The sequence below is a fragment of the Pseudomonas sp. GW456-E7 genome (assembly GCF_059424105.1).
This window is the reverse complement of record NZ_JBWKZB010000009.1, coordinates 52,171-76,678: the sequence shown is the minus strand read 5'-3', so window position 1 is coordinate 76,678 and position 24,508 is coordinate 52,171. Positions and strand designations below refer to the sequence as shown.

Genomic DNA, 24,508 nt, shown 5'->3' with positions numbered 1-24,508 from the left:
GATGCAGGCAATTCTGCCGGGCCTTGTGGTGCCTGTGATGGCCCCTTCGCGAGCAAGCCCGCTCCCACATTTGATCTCCGGTGCTCATGAGGCCAATGTGGGAGCGGGCTTGCTCGCGAAGACGGCCGACCAGACAACGAAGAAGCCTCAGACTGCCAGAGATAAAAAAACCCGCACCTCTTTCAAGGCGCGGGTTCTTTCATTGCATCAGTCGATCAACGCTCGAGCAGGATCCGCAGCATGCGACGCAGCGGTTCGGCCGCGCCCCACAGCAACTGGTCGCCGACGGTGAACGCGCCAACGAACTGCGAACCCATGTTCAGCTTGCGCAGACGGCCAACCGGGATGTTCAGGGTGCCGGTGACCTTGTTCGGGCTCAGCTCCTGAATGCTGGTCTCACGGCTGTTCGGCACCAGCTTGACCCAAGGGTTGTGCTGGCTGATCAACCCTTCGATATCGGCGATCGGCACGTCTTTGTTCAGCTTGATGGTCAGCGCCTGGCTGTGGCAGCGCATGGCGCCGATGCGCACGCAGATGCCATCGACCGGGATCGGGCTCTTGAAGCGACCGAGGATCTTGTTGGTCTCGGCCTGGGCCTTCCACTCTTCGCGGCTCTGGCCGTTCGGCAGTTCCTTGTCGATCCACGGGATCAGACTGCCGGCCAACGGTACGCCGAAGTTTTCGGTCGGGTACGCGTCGCTGCGCATGGCTTCGGCCACACGACGGTCGATGTCGAGGATCGCGCTGGCCGGATCGGCCAGTTGATCGGCAACAGCAGCGTGGGTCGCGCCCATCTGCTTGATCAGTTCACGCATATTCTGCGCGCCGGCACCGGAAGCCGCCTGATAGGTCATGGCGCTCATCCATTCCACCAGGCCCGCTTCGAACAGGCCACCGAGACCCATCAGCATCAGGCTGACGGTGCAGTTGCCGCCGATGTAGTTCTTGGTGCCAGCATCGAGCTGCTGGTCGATGACCTTGCGGTTCACCGGGTCCAGCACGATCACCGCGTCATCCTGCATGCGCAGGCTGGAAGCGGCGTCGATCCAGTAACCCTGCCAGCCGGCTTCGCGCAGCTTGGGGAAGACTTCGCTGGTGTAGTCGCCACCCTGGCAGGTCAGAATCACGTCGAGGGTTTTCAGCTCTTCAATGCTGTAAGCGTCCTTGAGCGGAGCAATGTCCTTGCCCACGGACGGGCCTTGGCCACCGACATTGGAAGTGGTGAAAAACACCGGCTCGATAAGATCGAAATCCTGCTCTTCCAGCATCCGCTGCATGAGCACGGAACCGACCATACCGCGCCAACCGATCAGACCTACACGTTTCATCGCAACTACACCTTCTTGAAATGTGGGCCGCTGCCTTGTCTTGAATTTGGCAGCGGGCCCGAGAGATTACAGATTCCGCAGCGCGGCGACTACTGCGTCACCCATTTCCTGCGTACCGACTTTAGTGCAACCGGCCGACCAGATGTCGCCCGTGCGCAAGCCCTGATCGAGCACCAGGCTCACGGCTTTCTCGATGGCATCGGCAGCTGCCTGCTGATTGAAGCTGTAACGCAGCATCATCGACACCGACAAAATGGTCGCCAGCGGGTTGGCAATGCCCTTGCCCGCGATGTCCGGCGCCGAACCGTGGCACGGCTCGTACATGCCCTTGTTGTTGGTGTCCAGGGACGCCGACGGCAGCATGCCGATGGAACCGGTGAGCATCGAAGCCTGGTCGGACAGGATGTCGCCGAACATGTTGTCGGTGACGATCACGTCGAACTGCTTCGGTGCACGCACCAGCTGCATGGCGGCGTTGTCGACGTACATGTGGCTCAGTTCGACTTCAGGATAATCCTTGGCCACTTGCTCGACCACTTCACGCCACAACTGGCTGGACGCCAGTACGTTGGCCTTGTCCACCGAGCACAGTTTCTTGCCGCGAACCATGGCCATGTCGAAGCCGACACGGGCGATGCGGCGGATTTCGCTTTCGCTGTACGGCAGGGTGTCGTAGGACTGACGCTCGCCGTTTTCCAGGGTACGGGTACCGCGCGGCGCACCGAAGTAGATGCCGCCGGTCAGTTCGCGAACGATCAGGATGTCCAGCCCGGAGACGATTTCCGGCTTCAGGCTCGAAGCCTCGGCCAGTTGCGGGTACAGGATCGCCGGACGCAGGTTGCCGAACAGGCCCAGTTGCGCACGGATTTTCAACAGGCCGCGCTCAGGGCGGATGTCACGCTCGATGGTGTCCCATTTCGGGCCGCCGACCGCACCCAGCAACACGGCATCGGCCGCGCGGGCACGTTCCAGGGTTTCATCGGCCAAAGGCACGCCGTGCTTGTCGATGGCCGCGCCACCGATCACGTCGTGGCTCAGCTCGAAGCCCAGAGAGAACTTGTCACTGGCCAGTTCCAGCACCTTGACCGCTTCGGCCATGATTTCCGGGCCAATACCGTCACCTGGGAGAATCAGAATCTGCTTGCTCATGCTTTCCTCATGTCATCAGTCGGTGCACCCTTGGGCGCTCCCGGAAAAATTCTATCGCTCGGCCATCAATACCAGCACATCGGTACTGAACGAACCGTCTGCCTCAATCTCAAAATATTCGCGCACTTCGTTGCCCATCGACTGCTGCAACTGGCGGATCGCCGCGCGCATCACTTCAGGGGTGCGCATGCGCTCGACCCAGCTGTTGTACTCCAGGCGCAAGCGCTGACGGGCGGTACTGCGGGTGTGCAACCCCGCCTCACTGACCTGGCGCAGCCACTCACCGGCGGAATAATCGCGCACATGGCTGGTGTCACGCAGCACTTCGACGCTTTGCAGGTAAGTGTCGAACAACGGACTGCCCGGTGACAACACGTCGACAAATGCCGCCACGCCACCCGGCTTCAACACCCGCCGCACTTCCCGCAGGGCCACACCCAGATCGCTCCAATGGTGCGCCGAATAGCGGCTGAAGACGAAATCGAATTCGCCATCGGCGAACGGCAGGCGCTCGGCGGCACCGAGGACCGTCGATACGTTGCTCAAGCCACGATCAACGGCAGCACCGGCGACCACATCCAGCATTTGCTGCGACAGGTCGTAGGCCACGACTTCCTTGACCAGCGAAGCCACGTGGAAACTCACGTGACCGGCGCCGCAACCCAGGTCCAGGACCCGGGCATCGCCCTGCCCCGCCAGTTCAGCCTGTAGCAGAGCGAATTCGGTGCCTTGAGCGTGGACGGCGCTGCTCAGGTAGGCGGCTGCCTGTTCACCGAATTGCTTTTGGACTACCTGGCTGTGCTGGGCGGTGCTGGTCATGGGGACTTCCTTTTTGGGGTGAGTCTTGGGGTGTTTGGGCTGCCGCCTTCGCGAGCAGGCTCGCTCCCACAAGGTGTGGGGGGAGGTTAGAGACTGCGCACAACGCGGAATCCGATCCAGTCGCCACGGGTCTGCGGGTCGATGTCGTTGCGGTTGCCCGAACGGGAAAACACCGGTGCTTCGCCCCAGTCGTTGCCACGGATGCGCAGGGTGTCGCAGTCGGGCTCGGTCCAGGCGCTGCCGTCGGTGGGCGCGCCGACGTAGTCCGGGTGGTAGCAGTCGGCGATCCACTCGTAGACGTTGCCGTGCATGTCGTACAGGCCAAAGGCATTCGCCGGGTAGCTGCCGACCGGCGAGCTGTAGCTGTAGCCGTCGGTCGGGCCGTAGGTGTTGGCGTGGGTGGCGATGCTGTATTCGGTGCCGGGGTCGAACGGGAAGGGGAACGCGCCCGTCGATCCGCCACGGGCCGCGTACTCGCGCTGGGCTTCGCTGACGATGTGGTAGTGCTGGCCGGTTTTCATCGACAGCCAGGCGACGTAGGCGCTGACCTCGGCGAAGTTCATGCACACCGCCGGCTGGCGCGGGCCCTGGGGGTAGCTCGGCTTGCCGTTGGTGCACGCGCGGCCGGGGCGGGTGTCGCCATCGGGCAGGGTGATGCCGGTTTCCTTCATGTACTGGTTCCATTCGCCGGCGGTGATCTGGTAACGGCTCATGGCGAAGGGTTTGTCGAACGTCACCTCATGCATCGGGCCTTCGTCAGGCTCGCGGCCGACTTCGTCGTCCGGGGTGCCCATGGTGAAGGTGCCGGCGGGCAGCACCACCATTTCCGGGCAGTCACGACAATCCTTGAAGACTTTGCCCGGTAATGGCGCCGTATAGGCCTGGGCCAAGCCTGGCACGGTACTGCCGAGCAATCCCAGCAGGATCAGGGCGCCGATGTTTTTGAGGGGGCTTTTCATACGGGTTCTCGCTCCTTGAAATCGGTGGGTCAGAGCCGGCTGGCCATCAGTTCCATCAACCTGTCGATGTGCGCTTGGGTATTGAGCAACCCCGGCGACACTCGAATGATCGGCCCGACATCACGGTCCACGGCATCGCACACCACGCGCTGATCCATCAGGTAATTGGCGACTTCTTCGCAGTCGCGGTTCTTGATGCGGAAGAAGGTGAAGCCGGCGGAATACTCCGGTGACAGGGGCGTGACCAGCTCCACCGACGGGTGCTGCTGCAAGCGTTTTTTCAGGTAGCTGTTGATGTCATGGATGCGTGCCGCGACCTCGGCCTTGCCCAGGTCCAGGTGCAACTTGAAGGCTTCGGTCAATGCCCAGCGGTGTTCGAACGAGTGGTAGCCGCCGTAGGTCATCACCGTGGAAAATTGCGTGGCTTCGGAGAAGGTCGGGATGGTCGGGGTCACGTCCTTGAGCTCGTCGGAACGAGCGCAGATGATCCCGGTGCCCCGTGGGCCGAACATCCATTTGTGGGTGCCGGCGATGAAGAAATCGCAGTGCATGTCCGGGAAATCGACGTTCTCCACGCCGAAGCCGTGGACGCCATCGATCACGTAGAGGATGCGGTCCTTGTCCTCGCGGCCACGGTTTTTCTCTTCCACCAGTTTGCCGATTTCGCCGATGGGCAGCTTCACGCCGCTGCCGGAGTGCACCCAGGTCATGCCCAGTACGCGGGTCTCGGGGCGAATGTTGCGTTCAATCGCGGCCAGCACTTCGGCGGTCGAGACCTTGTACGGGTCTTCGAACAATTTGATCTTGCGAACCTGGGTGCCGTCTTTCTGGGTGCGGTATTCGAACACGCTGTTGGCGGCGTAGTGCTCGTGTTCGCTGGTGAGGATTTCCTGGTCCGGGCGCACGTGGATGCCGGCGTAGATCATCGCCAGGCCTTCGGTGGTGCTGCCGGTCAGGGCGATCTGCGACGGTTTGGCTTTCAAATAGCGCCCGGCCCAGACGCGCACCTCTTCTTCGCGGCGTTCGGTTTCGCCGCGATGCCAGTCCATGGCAAGGCCGGGGTTGCGATCGAGGTTGGCGCGGTGCATCTCGATGGCTTCACGCACCGGACGCGGGTGCGAGGTCACCAGGAAGTTGGCGAAGTGCAGGTAGTTCGGGTCCTGCGTGAACAATTGGCGCAACTGGTCCCATTTGTCCTTGGGCAAGGGCGCCGGGGCAGCGGCCAGTACCGGCAGGTTCACGGTCGAGGCCAGGGGAATGCCGGCCGCCAGAATGCCGGCCTGCTTGAGGAATGAACGACGGTTGGTCATGGGTTCGGTTCGCTTTGGCAAAAGGAAAAATCAGTTCTGGACCACAGGCCGGGAGGACTTTTGCACCTGGTCCCAGACCCGCAGGAAATTGCCGCCCCAGAGCTTGGCGATGTCGGCCTCGCTGTAGCCGCGGCTGATCAGTTCGGCGGTCACGTTGCGGGCTTCGCTGACGTCTTTCCAGCCGTCGAGGCCGCCGCCATCGTTGAAGTCGGAACTGATGCCGACGTGGTCGATGCCGATTTTTTTCACGGCGTAATCGATCGCGTCGCCGTAATCCTTGAGACTGGCCTTGGGTTCTTCGTCGAGGATCGAATAGAGCTGGCTGGCGTATTCGCCGAAACGCTGCTCGGGCCAGACGGTGATCACCGGGTCACCCGGCATCAGCGCCATTTCCAGGCCTTGCAGCGGTTGCAGGTCGAAGCGCGCGCGCAGGGCGTTGAGCTTGTCCTGGGTGGCCTGGCTCAACGGGCGGATGTAGGTCGGGAAACCGACAATCTGCACCACGCCGCCGCTGTTCTTGATCAACTGCATTTCCGCATCGCTGAGGTTGCGCGGGATGTCCACCAGGGCGCGCGGCGCCGAGTGCGAGGCGACCATCGGCGTGCGGCTCAGGTGTGCGACCTGCTCCAGGGCCTTGGTCGACATCTGCGACACATCGATGATCACGCCCAGGTCGTTGAGACGCTGCACCGCTTGCTTGCCGATGTCCGACAGCCCGCCGAGGGCGTCCCGCGAATCATTGAAGAACGGCAGCGGCCGCGACGAGTCGGCCCAGGCGTTGTTGCCCACGTAGCTGAAGCCGAACATGCGCATGCCGCGCGCCGCCCACTTGTCCAGGGCATTGAGGTCGTTGCCCAGCGGGTAGGCGTTGAGCATGCTGATGAAAATCGCGAACTTGCCTTCGCCGTGCAGGCGACGGAAGTCGTCGGGGGTGTAGGCGATGGCGACTTGATGGGGGAAGTCACGCACCATCGCGCTGATGATCTTGTAGCGGGTTTCCTGCTCGTGTCGGGCCTCGTCGACGAAACCGGCGGTCGGGCGATGGGGCGCGTTGGGGCCGTTCCAGATTTCCGGCCAGCCGAAAATCGTCAGCGCCGCCCCGGACAGGCGCCCGCGTCCGGTCTTGACCAGGTCGAACTGGCCTTCGCCGTCCTTGTCGACTTCGTTGCCGGCGGTGCCGAAGTCCATCGGTATGGTGATGTGGCTGTCGAACGAGAGGATACGCTCCTGCAGCTGATCGGCCTGTTTCATCACCTTCACCGGGTAGCCGGGATTGTCCCTGAACCAGTAGTCCCAAGCCGCGAACCCTGCCCCCGCGCTGATCGCCAGGGCCAGCGGCAAGCCGATGAAAAGAGCCTTTTTCGAACGTGGTTTTGTCATTGCCGTCTCAGTCAGGTTCGCCGTCGGGGATCAGGCGCGGGGGCCTTTGCTATCTGGGGGGAACGAGTGGCTGGCCTGAGAATTTAGTTGTTTGTGCCGGCCTCTTCGCGAGCAGGCTCGCTCCCACATTTGGAATGCGGTTACCTGTGGGAGCGAGCCTGCTCGCGAAGCTTTTAAATTTGTCAGGGCAACAATCGTTCTAGCTTGGATAAAGCCTGCTCCATGGCTGACACAGGTAGGGCAATGACGATTTCTCGACGATGGTTCCTCGCGGGTCTGGCGCTGACCGGTGCCGCCGTGCCTGCGGTCTACTACGGGCATCGCGAACTGACCAAACCGGACCCGACGATCACCCCGGACGAAGCCTCGTTCGACGTGGCGGACGTGGCCGGCCAGCGGTTGGCGGATGCCTTGCGCGGGGTCTGGCAGATTCGGTTCGAAGGCCGTGACGCCGGTCTCGAAGGCTTGCCGCTGGAAGGGCTGGAGGTCTTTCTCGACATCGGTCACAAAGGTCGTGGCGTCGTCGGTTTCCTCGACACCGCCGAGCGATTGCGCTCTGCCGAGGAGCCCCGTTACCGGGTGCTCGGTGATCTGTCCGAGGCCAACCCGAAGCAGCTCGGTTGGCGACTGCTGGGCGCCAGCGGCTGTTGCGAGTACGAGTTCGACATGACCCTGGATGAGGTCTGGGCCGGTTTCGCTAACGCCGGCAGCGGCAGTCTCAGCGGGCGCGTGCTGGACCTCAAGCGTCCGCTGATGCTGACGGCCCAGGACAATCGCTTCATTGCCGTCAAACGGGTATTCCCTGAAGCGCGCGAACGCACCGGCCTCAATCCGGCCCTGCTGGCCTGGCTGGTATCGCCGGAGCACCGTTTGTTCCACCAGCTCTGGCATGCCTCCCGGGACAAGTGGCACAAGCTGTCCGAAGACCAGCGCGGCGCCTTGCGCGGGCTCGGCTGGCAACCCGGTCCGCGTGACAGGGAGCGCGATGGCCGAGGTGTGCGCAAGGATCGTAACGGTTCGGGCGTGGACTTTTTCTTCATGCACCGGCACATGCTTGGCACGGCGCGTTCGATGCAGGACTTGCCGTCCTGGAAGCACTTTCCGTTGCCGCAGCCGGAGCTGGCGCGGGACCGGCCCGGCTTCGCCCGGTACTTCGACAACCACGACGGCACCGCGCTGCCGCCAACCTGGTTGGCCGAGGACGATGACGAGTACACGCAATGGGTCAGTGACATCAAGACCGGCGAGACGTATCACAGCAATTTCCAGGTCTGGGAATCGCGCTACCGTGATCCGCGTTACCTGTCGACGCTGACCCTCGGCCAGTTCGGCTCGGAGGTTGAACTGGGCCTGCACGACTGGCTGCACATGCGCTGGGCTTCGGTGCCGCGTGATCCGTCCAACGGTCAGCCGGTGCCCTTTGCCCGTGATCCGGCAGACTTTTCCGCGCGCTGGTTCGCTGCGGAAAACGACTTCTTGGGCGACCCGTTTTCCTCCCATGTGAACCCGGTGTTCTGGCATTTCCACGGCTGGATCGACGATCGTCTGGAGGACTGGTTCCGCGCCCATGAGCGCTTCCACCCGGGGCAGGTCAGTCGGCTGCAGGTCAATGGCGTGCCCTGGTTTGCACCGGGGCGTTGGGTCGAAATCGATGACCCATGGCTCGGCCCGGTCACCCATGGCTGCAGCACCACGCCGGGGTTGCAGGCAGGCAAGTCAGTGGAAATGGACCCGGAAACCATGAAGCTGGCGCTGCGCATCACCTTTGGCGAGGACGAAAAGAAGCTGAAGGATTTGTTCCGCAAAGTGCCGCAGCGGCCGTGGTATGCGCGCAATCTGAAGGCTAAGCAGAACCAGGCTTGATAACGGCGTGACCGTCAAATCGAGAAAGAAGGGGGATTGATGTTGAATGTTCCCGCCCCTTCGCGAGCAAGCCCGCTCCCACATTTGATCTTGGTCGTACACAGGTTTTGTGTTCACTGAAGATCCACTGTGGGAGCGGGCTTGCTCGCGAAGGCGTCCTGACAGACACCACGATTAAAGAACCTGCCACCCCCCACCCAACGCCTTGTACAACGCAATGCTCGCCTGCATCCGCGACAAGCGCAGTTGCACATTCAAATCCTGCGCCGCATACAGCGTGCGTTGGGTCTCCAGGACCGTCAGCAAATCCTCGGCCCCGGCCTGGTAACGGCTTTGCGCGATGTTGAACGCGGTCTGTGCCTGGCTCAGTTCTTCACTCTGCCAGCCGCGCTGTTCATCCAGTCCGCGAATGCTGTTGAGGGCTTTTTCGACGTCGGCGAAGCCGTTGATGATTGCGCCGCGATAGGTTTCCAGCAGTTCTTGCTGGCGCGCCGTGGCCTTGTCGCGCTGGGCGCCGAGGCGGCCGTTGTTGAACACCGGCGCAAGCAGCCCGGCGGTGAGGTTGTAGAAGGGGCTGCGCAGAATATCGTCGGCCCGGTCGGCCCCGGAGCCGATTTCGGCGGTGAGGGTCACGGTGGGCAGCATCGCGGCCCGGGCGACGGTGACGTCGGCCTGGGCGGCAGCCAGTTGCGCCTCGGCCCGGGCAATGTCCGGACGGCGGCTGAGCAACTGGCTGGGCACCCCGGCGTCGATGGCCGGCCAGGTCAGTTGATCGAAACGTTCCTGACCCAGCGACAGTGCCTGTACCGGGCGGCCGAGCAGGGCAGCGAGGCTGATTCGTGCCTCCTCGGCCTGTTGCCGCACCAGCGGCAGCTGGCGTTGCTGCGCCGCCACCAGGCTTTTTTGCTGCGCCAGTTCCAGGGCCGTGGCCGAGCCCGAATCGAAGCGGGTCTGCACCAGTTTCAGCACGCTTTGCGCATTGGCCAGGTTCAACTCGGCGATGCGGCTCTGTTCCTGCAACGACAAGGCTTGTGCGTAACTGTTGGCCACCCCGCTGAGCAAGGTCAATTCCACGGTGGCCTGATCGAACTCGCTGGCGTCCAGACTGAATTGCGCACTGTCGCGGCTGGCTTGCTGGCCGCCCCAGAAATCGATTTCGTAGCTGGCCACCAGGTTCGCATTGAAGTAGTCGACGGCGTTGTTATCGCTGTCGGCATCGAGCTGACTGTAGCCGTTGCCCCGTATCAGCTTCTGGCGATTAGCATTGGCCGCGGCCTTGACCTCCGGCAGTTGCGAGCCGCCGGCGATGACCGTGTCGGCCTGGGCCTGGCGCACTCTGGCGATGGCGGCGGCCAAATCGTAACTGCCGAGCCGCGCCTGTTCGATCAGGCGACCCAGTTGCGGACTGCCGAAGCGATTCCACCATTGCTGGTTGTCATGGACAGCGCCTGCGGTGTGCGGCGATTGCCAGGCGGCCGGCGGCTGGATGCCGCTGTCGGGGCGCTGGGCCGGGGTGCCGCAGGCACTGAGCAACAGGCACAGGGTTAACACACTGAGTGGCGGCTTCATCAATCGATCATTCACTGGTAAGGGCCGTGACCGGGTCGAGTCGGGCAGCTTTGCGGGCCGGCATAAAGCCGAAAACAACACCGGTGACCAGGGCGCAGCCGAAGGCGCCCAGCACCGCTATCAGGGAGAACGCGACAGCGACTTCGCTGAAAATCAGCACGCCACCGACGATCAGCGCCAGGGCGATCCCGGCGAGGCCGCCCACCACCGAGAGCATCACCGCCTCGGTGAGGAACTGGCGCAGGATGTCGCGCTGGCGCGCGCCGGTGGCCATGCGGATACCGATCTCACGAGTCCGCTCGCGCACGGTCATGAGCATGATGTTCATCACGCCGATCCCGCCCACCAGCAGCGAAATGGCGGCAATTGAACCGAGCATCAGCGACAGGGTGTTTTGCGTGCGTGCCTCGGCCTGGATCATTGCGGCGTTGTTGGTCAGTTCGAAGTCGTGCTTGCCGTCGTGCAGGCGCAGCATCAATTGCTCGATGGCTTTTTCGGTTTCCTTGACCTTGCGCGCGTCGGCGGCGGCGATGGCGATGTACTCGGGATTGTGCGTGCCGAACAGGCGCACACTGGCGGCGGAGTAGGGGATGGCAATGCGGTCGTCGCTGTCGGAGTCGCCGGAGCTGGCGCCTTTTTCGGCGAGCACGCCGACCACCTGGAAGGGTACGTTTTCGATCAGGATGTACTGGCCGATCGGGTTGGCCACGTCCTTGAGCAACTTGGTCCGCACCTTGTGCCCGATCACCGCGACCGCCGCGGCGTTCTGTTCATCGGCGTGGGTGAAGTAGCTGCCTTCGACCACCGGCCAGTTGAAGATCGCCGGGAAGTTGGTGTCGTTGCCACCGACATAGCTCATGTGATCCAGGTTGCCGAAGCGCACCCCGGCCTCCTGGCCGTTGACCGGCATGATCCGCATGACCTGGGGCAAGCTGGCAATTGCCGCGACCTCGTCGAGGGTGATGATGCCCATCGGCGTGCGCGGATTGGGCGCCGAGCCGCTGAGGTAAATGATGTTGGAACCGAACGCGCCCATCTGCGCCATCACCTGGCGTTTGCTGCCTTCACCCACGGCCAGCATGACCACCACCGAGGCGACGCCGATGATGATCCCGAGCAGGGTCAGCGCGGTGCGGAACTTGTTGATCCACATCACCCGCCACGCCGCGTGCACGGCATCGACCAATTCACCCTTCCAGGCGCCGGTGGCTTCGGCGCCTTCACTCAAGCGCTTGCGCAGGTCGACGGCTTGTAGCGCACCGGGGTTGGCCGAGTTTTGCGCGGTCGGGTTTTCACTGGCGCTGTCGCTGATGATCAGGCCGTCGCGGATCTCGATGATGCGTTTGGCCCGGGCCGCCACTTCGCGGTCGTGGGTGATGAGGATCACCACGTGGCCCTGGCTCGCCAGCTCGTCGAGCAGGCTCATGACCTCGGCGCCGCTGTGGCTGTCGAGGGCGCCGGTGGGTTCGTCGGCAAGGATGATGTGGCCGCCGTTCATCAGCGCGCGGGCGATCGACACCCGTTGCTGCTGGCCGCCGGAGAGTTGATGGGGGCGGTTGCCGGTGCGCGAAGCCAGGCCGAGACGGTCGAGCAGGGCGGCGGCGCGGGCGTAGCGTTCGGCGGCCGGGGTGCCGGCATAGATGGCCGGCATCTCGACGTTTTCCTGGGCCGAGCCGGATGGAATCAGGTGGTAGCCCTGGAATACAAACCCGAAGGCTTCGCGACGCAGCCAGGCCAGTTCGTCGCTGTCGAGGGCGGCGACGTTTTCCCCGGCGAAGCGGTATTCGCCCGAGGTCGGACGATCGAGGCAGCCGAGGATGTTCATCAGCGTCGACTTGCCGGAACCGGAAGCGCCGACAATCGCCACGAACTCCCCGGCATGGATCGACAGGTCGATACCGCGCAATACGTGAACTTCAGGCGCTTCGCCACCGCCGTAGGCTTTGCGGATGTCCGAAAGTTCGATCAGGGGCGTCAGCATTCAGCCGCCACTCCCGTCGACCGGGCCGATCAACAGATGATCGCCTTCTTGCAGGCCGTCGAGGATCTGTACCCGCAGGCGATCACTGATGCCGGTGCGCACGTTGCGCTGTTCGATGCTGCCGTTTTTGGCGACCACTTGCGCGGTCTGCAGGTCTGGCTGTGCGCCGGTTTGCAGGGCGGCGATGGGTGCGGTGAGGACGTTCTGCGCCTGGTTGGCGACGAAGAACACCTGGGTGGTCATTTCCGCCATCAGCGCGTTGTCGGCGTTGTCGACGTCCAGCAGCACGGTGTACAGCACCACGCGGGCACTCCCGCTTTTGCTGGTGCTGGCAGGGCTGCCGCCGCCCTGGCTGGTCTGGTCCAGGGGCTTGGGCGGCACCGGGAGGATTTGCCGCACGGTGCTGGTCCAGCGCCGGGTGCCACCGCTCAGGGTGGTGAACCAGGCGTGCATGCCGGGTTTGACGTGGCCGATGTCGGCCTCCGAGACCTCGGCCCACACGGTCATCGGCGACAGCTTGGCGATGCGCAGGATCAGCGGTGTCTGCTGTTGGGCGTTGAGGGTCTGGCCCTCGCGGGCATCCAGCGCGACCACTGTGCCGGCCATCGGCGCATAAATCCGCGTGTAGCCGAGCTCCGCCTGATCGCTGCGCAGGCTGGCTTCGGCCTGGCGGATCTGCGCCTGGAACATGTCGATGCGCGCCTGGGTCACGCGCAGTTCGGCGTGGGCGGTCTGCACGTCTTCTTCACGGGTGGCGCCGCCGGCGGCGAGGTTCTGCTGGCGCTGGTATTTCTGCCGGGCCAGTTCGTGTTGCGCCCGCTGTTCCTGCAGCTGCGCCTTGAGGTTTTCGATGGAGAAGCGCCCGGCATCGAGCTTGGCCTGTTGCGTGGACGGGTCGATTTCCACCAGCAACTGGCCTTCCTTGACCCGGTCGCCGACTTCCACGTGGATCTTGTGGATTTGCCCGGAGGCCTGGGCGCCGACGTCGACATAGCGCCGCGGTTGCAGGGTGCCCAGGGCGGTGACGCTGCTTTCAATGTCGGCGCGGCTGACCTGGACGGTGGTGAACTGGTCGCGGCCCGGCGGGATGAACTGCCAGGCGGCGACGGCCACCACGGGGATCAGACAAAGTGCTGCAAGCAGGGCGCGTCGGGTCTGTCGGGGGCGTTTCATGCAGGGTTCCGGCCTTGGGAAATCGGCCCGTCCGGGCAGAGACGGGGAGCTGTCCTTAGTACGATGAAAGCCCCCGGGAATTTAGCCCCGGACACACGACGTAACACCTGTAGGAGCTGCCGCAGGCTGCGATCTTTTGATCTTCGAGGTGGCTGATCATGCTGAAGATCAAAGGATCGCAGCCTGCGGCAGCTCCTACAGTGGAGGTGACTATTTAGCGCGCACGGTGAAGCAGTACTTTAAATCTATATGAGAATTACTATAAATTACACTTCTCAAACTGCCACTATCGTGCCACTGCGTGTTTCGGCGGTCGCCGAAACGGCTCAAGGACAGCAACCGCACCCCCGTGCGGACGGGAGTCATGTTGGAAAACTACTATCGCGAGCTGGTGTGTTTCCTGAACGCCAGGCTGGGCAACCGTCAGGTGGCCGAAGATGTGGTGCATGACGCTTACCTGCGGGTCCTGGAGCGTTCCAGCGATACACCGATCGAGCAGCCCCGGGCATTCCTTTATCGCACCGCCCTCAACCTGGTCGTCGATGACCATCGGCGCAACGCCTTGCGTCGCACCGAGCCGCTGGACGTACTCGACAGCGAAGAAAGCTGCTTCATACCTTCACCGCACAAGGTCCTCGATCACGGCCAGCGTCTGGACATGCTCCAGCGTGCCCTGGCGGAACTGCCACGGCTGTGCCGCGAGAGTTTTCTGCTGCGCAAGATCGATGGCCTGTCCCATCTGGAAATCGCCGGGCAACTGGGCATTTCCCGTGCGCTGGTGGAAAAGCACATCGTCAACGCCATGAAGCATTGCCGTGCGCGGATGCGTCAGTGGGAAGGCCACTGATCCCCAGGGATTCATCAAGCCCCGTTAAATTTTGTTCCATTGTCCTCGTTCCTAGTCAACAGACGACCTGTTGTGCGGCCCAAGGCCTGTCAGGTCACTTAGGTTCAATGTCCCGCTTTTGCGGGGAACATCCAGAGGACACTGGAAATGACACAGGCAATTGCATCGCCCCTCGTTCACGACCTGATCGGCGTCGGTTTCGGCCCGTCGAACCTGGCACTGGCCATTGCGCTGCAAGAGCGCGGGGCGAGCCAGGGCAACCTGGATGTGCTGTTTCTCGACAAGCAGGCCGACTACCGCTGGCACGGCAACACCCTGGTGACCCAGAGCGAGTTGCAGATTTCCTTCCTCAAGGACCTGGTGACCCTGCGCAACCCGACCAGCCCCTATTCATTCGTCAATTACCTCAAGGCCCACAGGCGCCTGGTGGACTTCATCAACCTGGGCACCTTCTATCCGTGCCGCATGGAGTACAACGACTACCTTCGCTGGGTTGCCGGGCAGTTCACGGCGCAAAGCCGTTACGGCGAAGAAGTGCTGACCATCGAGCCGGTGCTGCACAACCATCAGGTCGAGGCATTGCGAGTGATTTCCCGCGATGCGAGCGGGCACCAACAGGTACGCACCACTCGTTCGGTGGTGGTCAGCGCCGGTGGTACGCCGCGTATTCCCGAAGTGTTCAAGGCGCTCAAGGATGACGGCCGGGTGTTCCATCATTCCCAGTACCTGGCGCAGATGGCCAAACAGCCATGCGTGAACAACCAGCCGATGAGCATTGCGATCATCGGTGGCGGGCAGAGCGCCGCCGAGGCCTTCATCGATTTGAACGACAGCTTCCCATCGGTGCAGGTGGACATGATCCTGCGCGGCTCGGCACTCAAGCCGGCCGACGACAGCCCCTTCGTCAACGAAGTGTTCTCGCCGGAGTTCACCGACCTGGTGTTCCAGCAGCCCGACAGCGAGCGCGAGCGCCTGGTCAACGAGTACCACAACACCAACTATTCGGTGGTGGACATCGATCTGATCGAGCGCATCTACGGCATCTTCTACCGGCAGAAGGTCTCGGGCATCGCCCGTCATGCGTTCCATACCCTGACCACGATCGAAAAGGCCACCGCCAACGAACGCGGCGTCGAACTGGTGCTGCGCAACAACGCCACCGGTGAAGTCTCGGTGCGTCACTACGACGCCGTGGTCCTGGCCACCGGTTACGAGCGGCAGATGCACCGCAAGCTGCTGGCACCGCTGGAAGAGTACCTGGGTGACTTCGAAGTCGATCGCAATTACAAACTGATCACCGACGAGCGCTGCAAGGCCGGCCTCTACATGCAGGGCTTCTGCCAGGCCAGCCACGGGCTGAGCGACACCCTGCTGTCGATCCTGCCGATCCGTGCCGATGAGATTGCCGGGTCGCTGTATGAGCATGGCAAGCATCGCGGGCATGGGCGGTCGGTGGTGGATCTGTTGTTGGCGACCGCGAGCTAAGTTTTTCGGCGCCTGACAGGCCGCCTTCGCGAGCAGGCTCGCTCCCACAATGGACCTGTGTTCACAGGACTACTGTGGGAGCGAGCCTGCTCGCGAAGGGGCCATTGAAATCACCCAAAACCCTCAATCCTGAACCCTTCCTGAAGAACCCCGCGTTTCCCCCGGCAAGACTTTGTAACGGGTTTACTCTCCAAACATCGGGGCGTAAGCTTCGCGCGTTTTCATCCATTACGGAGACCCACAGTGGGTACTTGTTCGAGTGACAGTTGTCGGCCGGTCTCGGTAACCGGCATTTTCTCGGCAAGATAACGCGCAGTCTCCTGTGCCGTTGTCTCGCCGACAAGCGAGCAGCGGCATCCTGATCATGGCCTGTCCCGGCCATGTCCAGACGTCCCTCTCATCGACACTGAACAGTGCGTGGTTTCGACTTCTTGTCGTGGCCGCCGCTCTATCGACACGCCTGTCATTCGTGACCGGCGCGCCAGGCCTTGCCTTGCCGGTTGTTCCGGCGGCAAAGGCGTGGACCTGCCTGCTCGACGGTTTCCCGGCTGACCAAAGGGGCACCAGCCATGAAACTTACCCTCAAGGAATTCTTCGCAGGCTTCCTGCGTAACCGCCACATCGCCCGGCACTTCCGTCGCCTGGCGTTGCTGGAAACCTTCACCGACACCACGGTCAGCCGTGAAGTCCCGCCCACCCTGGCGCAAACCCTGGTGAGCGCTGCCGGCAGCGACACCGGCCAATTGCTCAACACACTGGGCAGTCACACCGACGGCTTGAGCGAGTTCGAAGCCGATACCCTGCGCGAGCAATTCGGCCTCAACGAAGTCGAGCACGAACAGCCGCTGCCCTGGTGGACGCACCTGTGGCACTGCTACAAGAATCCGTTCAACCTGCTGCTGACCTTGCTGGCAGTCATCTCCTGGCTGACCGAAGACATGAAAGCCGCCATCGTGATTTTCTCCATGGTGGTGCTCTCGACCTTGCTGCGCTTCTGGCAGGAAACCAAATCCAACCAGGCCGCGGATGCCCTGAAGGCCATGGTCAGCAACACGGCCACGGTGATGCGCCGGGACCTTGAGGAACACCACGCGCAGCGCATCGAATTGCCGATCAAACAACTGGTGCCGGGCGACCTGATCGTGCTGTCCGCCGGGGACATGATTCCCGCCGATTGCCGGGTGCTCAGCGCCAAGGACCTGTTCGTCAGTCAGGCGGCCATGACCGGTGAATCGATGCCGGTGGAAAAATTCCCCCGCCAGCAGGACCGCGACACGCTCAACCCACTGGACCTGGACAACATCCTGTTCATGGGCACCAACGTGGTGTCCGGCACGGCCATGGCGGTGATCCTCACCACCGGCAACAGCACCTATTTCGGTGCGCTGGCCCAGCGGGTCGGTGCGACGGATCGCGCGCCGACTTCGTTCCAGACCGGTGTCAACAAAGTCAGCTGGCTGTTGATCCGCTTCATGTTCGTGATGGCGCCGCTGGTGTTGTTCATCAACGGTTTCACCAAGGGCGACTGGACCGAAGCGCTGCTGTTCGCGCTGTCGATTGCCGTGGGCCTGACCCCGGAAATGCTGCCGATGATCGTCACCTCGACCCTGGCCAAGGGCGCGGTGTTCCTGTCGCGCAAGAAAGTCATCGTCAAACGCCTCGACGCGATCCAGAACTTCGGCGCCATGGACGTGCTGTGCACCGACAAGACCGGCACCCTGACCCAGGACAAGATCTTCCTGGCGCGCAACGTCGACGTCTGGGGCAACGACTCGGATGACGTGCTGGAAATGGCCTACCTCAACAGCTACTACCAGACCGGCCTGAAAAACCTGCTGGATGTGGCGGTGCTCGAACACGTCGAAATCCACCGTGAACTGAAAGTCGGCACGGCGTTTCGCAAGGTCGACGAGATTCCGTTCGACTTCACCCGCCGGCGCATGTCGGTGGTGGTCGCCGAGCGCGATCAACCGCACCTGCTGATCTGCAAGGGGGCGGTGGAAGAGGTGCTGGCGGTGTGCTCGCGGGTGCGTCACGGCGAAGTCGATGAAGCCTTGAGCGAAGAACTGCTGGCGCGCATCCGTCAGGTCACGGCCACGTTCAACGCCGAGGGCCTGCGGGTGGTGGCGGTTGCCGCGCGGCCGATGATCGAAGGCCGCGACACCTACAGCCTGGCCGATGAACAGGCCCTGACGCTGATCGGTTATGTGGCCTTTCTCGATCCGCCGAAAGAAAGCACCGCGCCGGCCCTCAAGGCGCTGGCGGCCCACGGCGTGGCGGTGAAAGTGCTGACCGGCGACAACGAACTGGTGACGGCGAAGATCTGCCGCGAAGTCGGCCTGGAGCAGCAGGGCCTGCTGATGGGCAACGACATCGAGCGCATGTCGGATGCCGAACTGGCGAAAGCCGTGGAGACCACCAACGTCTTCGCCAAACTGACGCCGTCGCACAAGGAACGCATCGTCCGTCTGCTCAAGGGTAACGGCCATGTGGTCGGTTTCATGGGCGATGGCATTAACGATGCCCCGGCCCTGCGCACCGCCGACATCGGCATTTCCGTGGACAGCGCCGTGGACATCGCCAAGGAGGCGGCCGACATCATCCTGCTGGAAAAGAGCCTGATGGTGCTGGAGGAGGGTGTGCTGGAAGGGCGCCGGACCTTCGCCAACATGCTCAAGTACATCAAGATGACCGCCAGTTCGAACTTCGGCAACGTGTTCTCGGTGCTGGTGGCCAGTGCGTTCATCCCCTTCCTGCCGATGCTGCCGATGCACCTGCTGGTGCAGAACCTGCTCTATGACATTTCGCAGATCGCCATTCCATTCGATAACGTCGATGACGAAATGCTCAAGCAACCGCAGCGCTGGCAGCCGGCGGATGTCGGGCGCTTCATGCTGTTTTTCGGGCCGATCAGCTCGATCTTCGACATCACCACGTTCGCCTTGATGTGGTACGTGTTCGATGCCAACACCCCGGATCACCAGACCCTGTTCCAGTCCGGCTGGTTCGTGGTCGGGCTGCTGACCCAGACACTGATCGTGCACATGATCCGCACGCCGAAGATCCCGTTCCTGCAAAGCCGCGCGGCCATGCCGTTGCTGGTGATGACCGGGTTGATCATGGCCGTGGGGATTTTCCTGCCGATGGGCCCGCTGGCGCATTACTTCAAGTTGCAGGCATTGCCATCGCTGTACTTCGTGTTCCTGCCGGTGATCCTGCTGGCGTACATGGCGCTGACCCAGGCGGTGAAGGGGTTCTACATCCGGCGGTTTGGCTGGCAGTAATGCTGCCAGATGTAGGAGCGAGCCTGCTCGCGATGGTCGTTAACGATAACGCGTGTTTACTGGCTAAACGCGGCGCTCTTGAGACCATCGCGAGCAAGCTCGCTCCCACAGGGGATCGTGTATTTTTCAAGGATTTCATCATGCAAGCCATCAACAACCTCAACCTGACCTCCCTGCTCGACACCCTGGTCAGCCTCAGCGCGGCCTTCATCCTCGGAGGCCTGATCGGTTTCGAGCGCCAGTATCGGCAGCGCACCGCCGGCCTGCGTACCAACGTGCTGGTGGCGGTGGGCGCGGCGATTTTCGTCGACATGGCCAACCGGCTCGCCGGTGCCGAGGGCGCCGTGCGGGTCGTGGCCTACGTGGTTTCCGGCATCGGCTTTCTCGGTGCCGGGGTGATCATGCGTGAAGAGGGCAATGTGCGCGGCCTCAATACGGCCGCCACCCTCTGGACCTCGGCGGCGGTCGGTGCCTGCGCCGGTGCCGACCTGCTGGCCGAGGCCTTGCTCGGCACGCTGTTCGTGCTCGCGGCCAACACCTTGCTGCGGCCGATCGTCAACAACATCAACCGTCAGCCGCTGGACGTGATTTCGGCGGAAGTCACCAACATCGTCTATGTCATCGCCCGGCGTACGCAGCAAAAAACCGTGCTGGCCTTGCTCGAAGCCGAGCTGGAACGCAGCAACTATCCGGCCAGCGATGTCGATGTGCACGCCTTCGGCACGGATGAAATTGAAATCGAAGCCACCCTGGCGACCACCTCGGTCGACGGTGATGAACTGGATGCGCTGGTGGCACGGATCTCAACCTCGACCCTGGTGGTGCAGGCGTTCTGGAGTCCGAGTACCACAGAGTGAAGGCCAAGGTTTCCCTGGCAAGCGTCAGACTAACCTGCAGATTTTTAGGAATATTCCTACATAAACCCAGGGAGGTCTTCCGTAGGCTTTGCGACCTCTTGAAACCGACATCCTTTTGGAGGTCACCTTGCCGGATAAATCCTTGCGCATCCTGATCGCCGATGCGCAGCACTTCAACTGCCTGCGGATCGAGCGGCTGTTCAACCAGCTCGGCTACTTTCGGGTGGCGCCGGTGCACAGCCTCGACGAGCTCCTTCCACTGGTGGAGTACGCTGGCGAGCCGCTGGACCTGGTGCTCGTCAATGGGGCGATGGCCAGCGAAGGGCTGGACCTGTTCAGTTTCCTGGCCGACAACCCGCAGGTTCATCACGGGTTTATTTTCAATGAGCAGCAGGCGCCGGTGTCGCCCGTCGCGGGCAAGGTCCAGGTCAGCCAGGCTGCTCTGCCTGACCTTGCGTCAATCACGCAGTTGATGAGCGTCGTCGATCGTCGTCTGCCGTTCGTCGGAACTGTCATTTCTGTCAGGTAGTTCTTTCAAACCTTCCATGCAAGAGTCTATGCGCAGCGTTGTGCCCAACCGCTGCGGTGCCTGGAGGGCATTTTTTGCCCGATCGTGTTGTTTTGCACGGGAGTTCTCATGAAGTCAGCACTGATTGTGGAAGATCATCCGGTGGTTCGCTCCATGATCAAACTCGTACTCAAGGGCGAAGGATTCAAGCAGATTTACGAGGCCTCTCGTGGCGACGAGGTCCTGTCGTTGATCCGGGGGCATCAACCGGATGTCGTGTTGCTTGATCTGGGCCTTCCCGGTGTGGCGGGGCTTGAGGTGATGGATCGTATCAAAGTCGAAAACACCCGATGTCGCGTGGTGGTGTTCACCTCGCTGGAGGCGCAGTTTTATCAGGACCGCTGCATGCGTGCCGGGGCTGTGGCCTATGTTTCCAAGAGCAAGGACCTGGATGATTTGAAGGCGGCGGTGAATTCGGTGATGGCCGGCTACACCTATTTCGCCCAGATCCCCTCGAGCTCCGTGGCGATGGGGCAGTTGCAACGCAGTGAAAAGCAGTTGATCGACAAACTCTCCAATCGTGAACTGACCATTCTGCAGTACCTGGCCCGGGGTTCGAAAAACCTGGAAATCGCCGAGATCATGCACCTGAGCTACAAGACCGTCAGTACCTACAAGACCCGGCTCACCCTCAAGCTCAACATGAGCTCGTCGGTGCACTTGAGGGATTTCGCCCTGCGCAATCATCTGATCTGAATGAACGTTCTCCGACGGCTGGCCGGTTGGGTGCTGACGGGCCTTCTTCTTTGGACATCGACTGTCGGTGCGCAACAGCCGTTGACCTTGTTGGGACGCTCGAGTGCCGAAGGCCTGAGCGCCGGGTTGTCGGATACCGAGTTACGCTGGCTGCAGCAAAAGGGCCGATTGGTGCTGGCTGTCTCGGGGCCAGACTATCCCCCCTTCGAGTTCAATGCGGCGGGCAAGGTGTTCGAAGGCGTGACAGCCGATTACGCCGGGTTGCTCGAACAATTGTTGAGCATCGACATAGAGGTGCACTGTTATCCGTCGCGAGCCGACGCGGTGCAGGCCATCAAGGACGGGCGGGCAGACCTGCTGGGAACGGCCAATCGATTTGAAGCCGAGGACCCACAGCTACAGATGTCCAGCGCCTACGCGGTCGATCAACCGGTGCTGGTCACCCGCACCGATTCCCCTCCGGTGCTTGACCCGACACTGGCCGGCCAGCGGTTGGTGATGCTGTATCACTACCTGCCCGAATACAGCGTGCAACAGTTCTATTCCAAGGCGAAGGTCGAGCTGTTTCCCTCGACACTGGCGGCGATGGGGGCCGTGGCTTTCGGCCAGGCCGATGTCTATCTGGGCGATGCGATCAATGCCCACTACCTGATCAGCAGGAACAACCTGAACAACGTGCAACTGACCGACTTCTCGCCCATGGAGTCCGGGCGCTTTGCCTTCGCGATGACCCGCGACAACGTTTCGCTGCTGCACATCGTCAACAAGGCGTTGGCGGCCATCACCACCAATGAACAGATGAACATTCTGCGTCGCTGGGGGGCCAATGGCGTATCTATCCACGGCACCCAGTCATTGCAATTGAGTGTGGCGGAACAGCACTGGCTCGAACGCCACCCGCGGGTGAAGGTGGCGATCAACGACAATATCCCGCCGATTTCATTTATCGACAGCGAAGGCAAATTTCGCGGTATCAGCGTCGATGTGCTGGCGAAAATCACTTCGCGCACCGGGCTGCAATTTGACATCCAGAGCATGAAATCAGTGACTGATATGGTGTCGGGCATCACCAGCGGGCAGATCGATGTGCTGGCCGGTATCGGCCTCAGTTCCCAGCGTGAGGATGAACTGCTGTTCACCCGGGCGTTTCTGAGCAGCCCTTCGGTGCTGGTGACCCGAGCGGCCGAGGACAGCCCCAGGACGCTGGAAGACATGGCGGGAAAAGCCCTGGCACTGACCCAGGGCAATATTGCCGGCGAGTACCTTCGCCAGCACTACCCGCAAATCCAGCTGGTGGATGCGCCACTGTCGACGGACGCCATGAAAATGGTCGCCCAGGGCAAGGTCCACGGCGGCATCAACTCCTTGATCAGCGCCCGTTACCTGATTTCCCGGCAGTATCGCGATCGCCTGCAAGTAACCAGCACCGTGGGCGCCAACCCTGTCCGAAGCACCCTGGCGACCAGTCGCGAGGCCACTGAGCTGCATTCGATCCTGGACAAGGCGCTGTTAAGCATTCCTCCCGAAGAAATAGACGAACTGACTCAACCCTGGCGCTATGACTCGATAGTCGAGCAGAGTTACTGGTTGCGACACCGACAGGCGATCGTGCAGGCCTTTGCGCTGGCGGGTGTCTTGCTGTTGCTCGCGTTGGCCGGAATCGTCTGGCAGCGCCGGCAGATTCGCCAGCGTCAGCAATTGCTCGGGCAATTGCAGGAAGCCAAGGACGCGGCGGACGACGCCAACCGGGCCAAGACCACGTTCCTGGCCACCATGAGCCATGAGATCCGCACGCCGATGAACGCCTTGATCGGCATGCTCGAACTGGCGCTGAAGCGGGCCGATGAAGGGGTGACCGACCGTGCCGCCATCGAGGTGGCGTCCAACGCCGGGCAGCAATTGCTGGATTTGATCGGCGACATTCTGGACGTCGCCCGGATCGAATCGGGGCATTTGTCGCTGGCGCCGGAGCGGGTCAACCTGCATGCGCTGGTGACGTCGGTCTGCCGGGTTTTCGAAGGGCTGGCGATTCAGAAGAATCTGCAATGGCGGGTCGAACTCGCCGAACACAGTGACCGCGATGTGATGCTCGATCCCGTGCGCTTCAAACAAGTGCTGTCCAATCTGCTGAGCAACGCCATCAAGTTCACCCGTGAGGGCCAGGTGAGCCTGACACTGCGAGCGCGGCCGCAAGCTCCGGCGCATCTCGCCGTCAGCGTACGGATCGAGGACAGCGGTATCGGCATCAGCGCTATCGACCAGCAACGCCTGTTCAGCCCCTTCGTGCAGGCCGATAACAATCAGCAGACTGCCCGGCAAGGGTCCGGCCTGGGCCTGGTGATCAGTCGTACCCTGTGCGAAATGATGGGCGGGCAGTTGCGTCTCGACAGTGAGCCTGGGCGCGGCACGCGGGTGGACATCAGCCTGGTGCTGCCCGCCCTGCAAGCGTTGCCCGCGGAGGGGCTGCCCCAGGACTCGGCGCAGCTCACGACCCGGGCGTTGTCGATCCTGGTGGTTGACGATTACCCGGCCAATCGCCTGCTGCTCTCGCGGCAGCTGAGTTATCTGGGCCACCGTGTGGTGCTGGCGGAGGACGGGGCGCAGGGGCTTGAACAGTGGCGCGGACAGAGTTTCGAACAGAGTTTCGAACTGGTCATTACCGACTGCAACATGCCGGTGCTCAGCGGTTATGAATTGGCCGGCGCGATACGTGAGCAAGAGCGGCTGCAGGGGCTGTCGCCGACGCTGATCCTGGGCTTTACCGCCAATGCGCAGGCCGAGGAGAAAGCCCGGTGTCAGGCGGCGGGCATGGACGATTGCCTGTTCAAACCCATTCGCCTGGTGGATTTGCAGGCGTGGCTGGCCCAGCGGTTTTCCAGCGCTCCCCCGGCGGCAAATGACGATCCAGGTTTGGCCGGGTTCGACTTGAGCGGGCTGGAGCGCTATGCGGATTCGGATCGTGAGCTGATCGATCAATTGCTGCACGATCTGGCGCTGACCAACCGCGAGGACCGTGTGCATTTGCTGGCCTTGCACACCAGCGGCAATCGCCCTGGTTTGCAGACGCTGGCACACCGGATCAAGGGCGGGGCGCTGATGGTGCGGGCGCTTGTCCTGGTCGAGTGTTGCGAACGACTGGAGCAGGCCTGCAATGACGGCAGCGCGGCACTGATCGACGACGCCGTCGACCAGTTGCAGCAAGCCATGGCCCGCCTGGACCAGCGTCTCGAGCAGGACTGA

General features: G+C 62.3%; 17 protein-coding genes. 8 read left to right on the top strand and 9 right to left on the bottom strand.

All coding sequences use genetic code 11. The annotated features are described in order from the left end of the window. Nucleotides 1–215: 215 nt before the first annotated feature. The 6 genes from asd to pvdM all read right to left on the bottom strand — a co-directional run bounded on the left by asd (nt 216) and on the right by pvdM (nt 6,945). Nucleotides 216–1,328 carry an aspartate-semialdehyde dehydrogenase gene (gene asd, locus AC07YV_RS08510; protein WP_007975660.1) on the bottom strand — a complete coding sequence of 371 codons (1,113 nt, stop codon included), beginning with the start codon at nt 1,326–1,328 and terminating at the stop codon, nt 216–218. A gap of 66 nt (nt 1,329–1,394) precedes the next feature. Next, entirely contained in the window at nt 1,395–2,477 is a 1,083-nt protein-coding gene (gene leuB / locus AC07YV_RS08505; protein ID WP_007975659.1) for a 3-isopropylmalate dehydrogenase, read from the bottom strand. Nucleotides 2,478–2,528: 51 nt separating this feature from the next. After that, a complete protein-coding gene (locus tag AC07YV_RS08500) occupies nt 2,529–3,296 on the bottom strand; it encodes a class I SAM-dependent methyltransferase (protein WP_102699270.1) in 768 nt (255 codons plus the stop codon). An 86-nt stretch (nt 3,297–3,382) separates the two neighbouring features. Further along, nucleotides 3,383–4,255 (bottom strand): dihydropyoverdine dehydrogenase, encoded by an 873-nt coding sequence (pvdO, locus tag AC07YV_RS08495; RefSeq protein ID WP_102699269.1) that lies wholly within the window; start codon nt 4,253–4,255, stop codon nt 3,383–3,385. Nucleotides 4,256–4,284: 29 nt separating this feature from the next. Continuing rightward, nucleotides 4,285–5,565, bottom strand: a complete 1,281-nt coding sequence (pvdN, locus tag AC07YV_RS08490) for a pyoverdine-tailoring periplasmic protein PvdN (protein ID WP_102699268.1) — start codon at nt 5,563–5,565, stop codon at nt 4,285–4,287. A gap of 30 nt (nt 5,566–5,595) precedes the next feature. Further along, a complete protein-coding gene (gene pvdM, locus AC07YV_RS08485; RefSeq protein WP_102699267.1) occupies nt 5,596–6,945 on the bottom strand; it encodes a pyoverdine-tailoring dipeptidase-like protein PvdM in 1,350 nt (449 codons plus the stop codon). A gap of 243 nt (nt 6,946–7,188) precedes the next feature. Here pvdM and pvdP point away from each other — a divergent pair, with 243 nt between their 5' ends. After that, nucleotides 7,189–8,808, top strand: coding sequence for a pyoverdine maturation tyrosinase PvdP (gene pvdP / locus AC07YV_RS08480; RefSeq protein ID WP_102699266.1), 1,620 nt, complete (start codon nt 7,189–7,191; stop codon nt 8,806–8,808). 174 nt (nt 8,809–8,982) lie between these two features. On the opposite strand, the gene AC07YV_RS08475 is transcribed toward pvdP, so the two are convergent. Genes AC07YV_RS08475 through AC07YV_RS08465 form a run of 3 tightly spaced genes read right to left on the bottom strand, consistent with a single transcriptional unit; the run spans nt 8,983 to nt 13,531 of the window. After that, nucleotides 8,983–10,377 carry an efflux transporter outer membrane subunit gene (locus AC07YV_RS08475; protein WP_102699265.1) on the bottom strand — a complete coding sequence of 465 codons (1,395 nt, stop codon included), beginning with the start codon at nt 10,375–10,377 and terminating at the stop codon, nt 8,983–8,985. Between the two features lie 7 nt (nt 10,378–10,384). After that, nucleotides 10,385–12,358: a MacB family efflux pump subunit gene (locus AC07YV_RS08470; protein ID WP_102699264.1), complete on the bottom strand. Its 1,974-nt coding sequence runs from the start codon at nt 12,356–12,358 to the stop codon at nt 10,385–10,387. Beyond that, nucleotides 12,359–13,531, bottom strand: a complete 1,173-nt coding sequence (locus tag AC07YV_RS08465) for an efflux RND transporter periplasmic adaptor subunit (RefSeq protein WP_102699263.1) — start codon at nt 13,529–13,531, stop codon at nt 12,359–12,361. 364 nt (nt 13,532–13,895) lie between these two features. Here AC07YV_RS08465 and AC07YV_RS08460 point away from each other — a divergent pair, with 364 nt between their 5' ends. From AC07YV_RS08460 to AC07YV_RS08430, 7 genes are all read left to right on the top strand, one after another. Next, a complete protein-coding gene (locus AC07YV_RS08460; RefSeq protein WP_015094172.1) occupies nt 13,896–14,378 on the top strand; it encodes a sigma-70 family RNA polymerase sigma factor in 483 nt (160 codons plus the stop codon). 147 nt (nt 14,379–14,525) lie between these two features. Continuing rightward, complete coding sequence (locus AC07YV_RS08455) at nt 14,526–15,863, top strand: lysine N(6)-hydroxylase/L-ornithine N(5)-oxygenase family protein (protein ID WP_102699262.1); 1,338 nt, start codon at nt 14,526–14,528, stop codon at nt 15,861–15,863. 569 nt (nt 15,864–16,432) lie between these two features. Further along, nucleotides 16,433–19,147: a magnesium-translocating P-type ATPase gene (mgtA, locus tag AC07YV_RS08450; RefSeq protein ID WP_102699261.1), complete on the top strand. Its 2,715-nt coding sequence runs from the start codon at nt 16,433–16,435 to the stop codon at nt 19,145–19,147. Nucleotides 19,148–19,287: 140 nt separating this feature from the next. After that, a complete protein-coding gene (locus AC07YV_RS08445) occupies nt 19,288–20,004 on the top strand; it encodes an MgtC/SapB family protein (protein WP_007999644.1) in 717 nt (238 codons plus the stop codon). A gap of 127 nt (nt 20,005–20,131) precedes the next feature. After that, nucleotides 20,132–20,533 carry an ANTAR domain-containing protein gene (locus tag AC07YV_RS08440; RefSeq protein ID WP_102699318.1) on the top strand — a complete coding sequence of 134 codons (402 nt, stop codon included), beginning with the start codon at nt 20,132–20,134 and terminating at the stop codon, nt 20,531–20,533. A 108-nt stretch (nt 20,534–20,641) separates the two neighbouring features. Beyond that, nucleotides 20,642–21,268, top strand: coding sequence for a response regulator transcription factor (locus tag AC07YV_RS08435; protein ID WP_102699260.1), 627 nt, complete (start codon nt 20,642–20,644; stop codon nt 21,266–21,268). Next, nucleotides 21,269–24,508 carry a transporter substrate-binding domain-containing protein gene (locus AC07YV_RS08430; protein WP_102699259.1) on the top strand — a complete coding sequence of 1,080 codons (3,240 nt, stop codon included), beginning with the start codon at nt 21,269–21,271 and terminating at the stop codon, nt 24,506–24,508. It abuts the gene before it with no gap.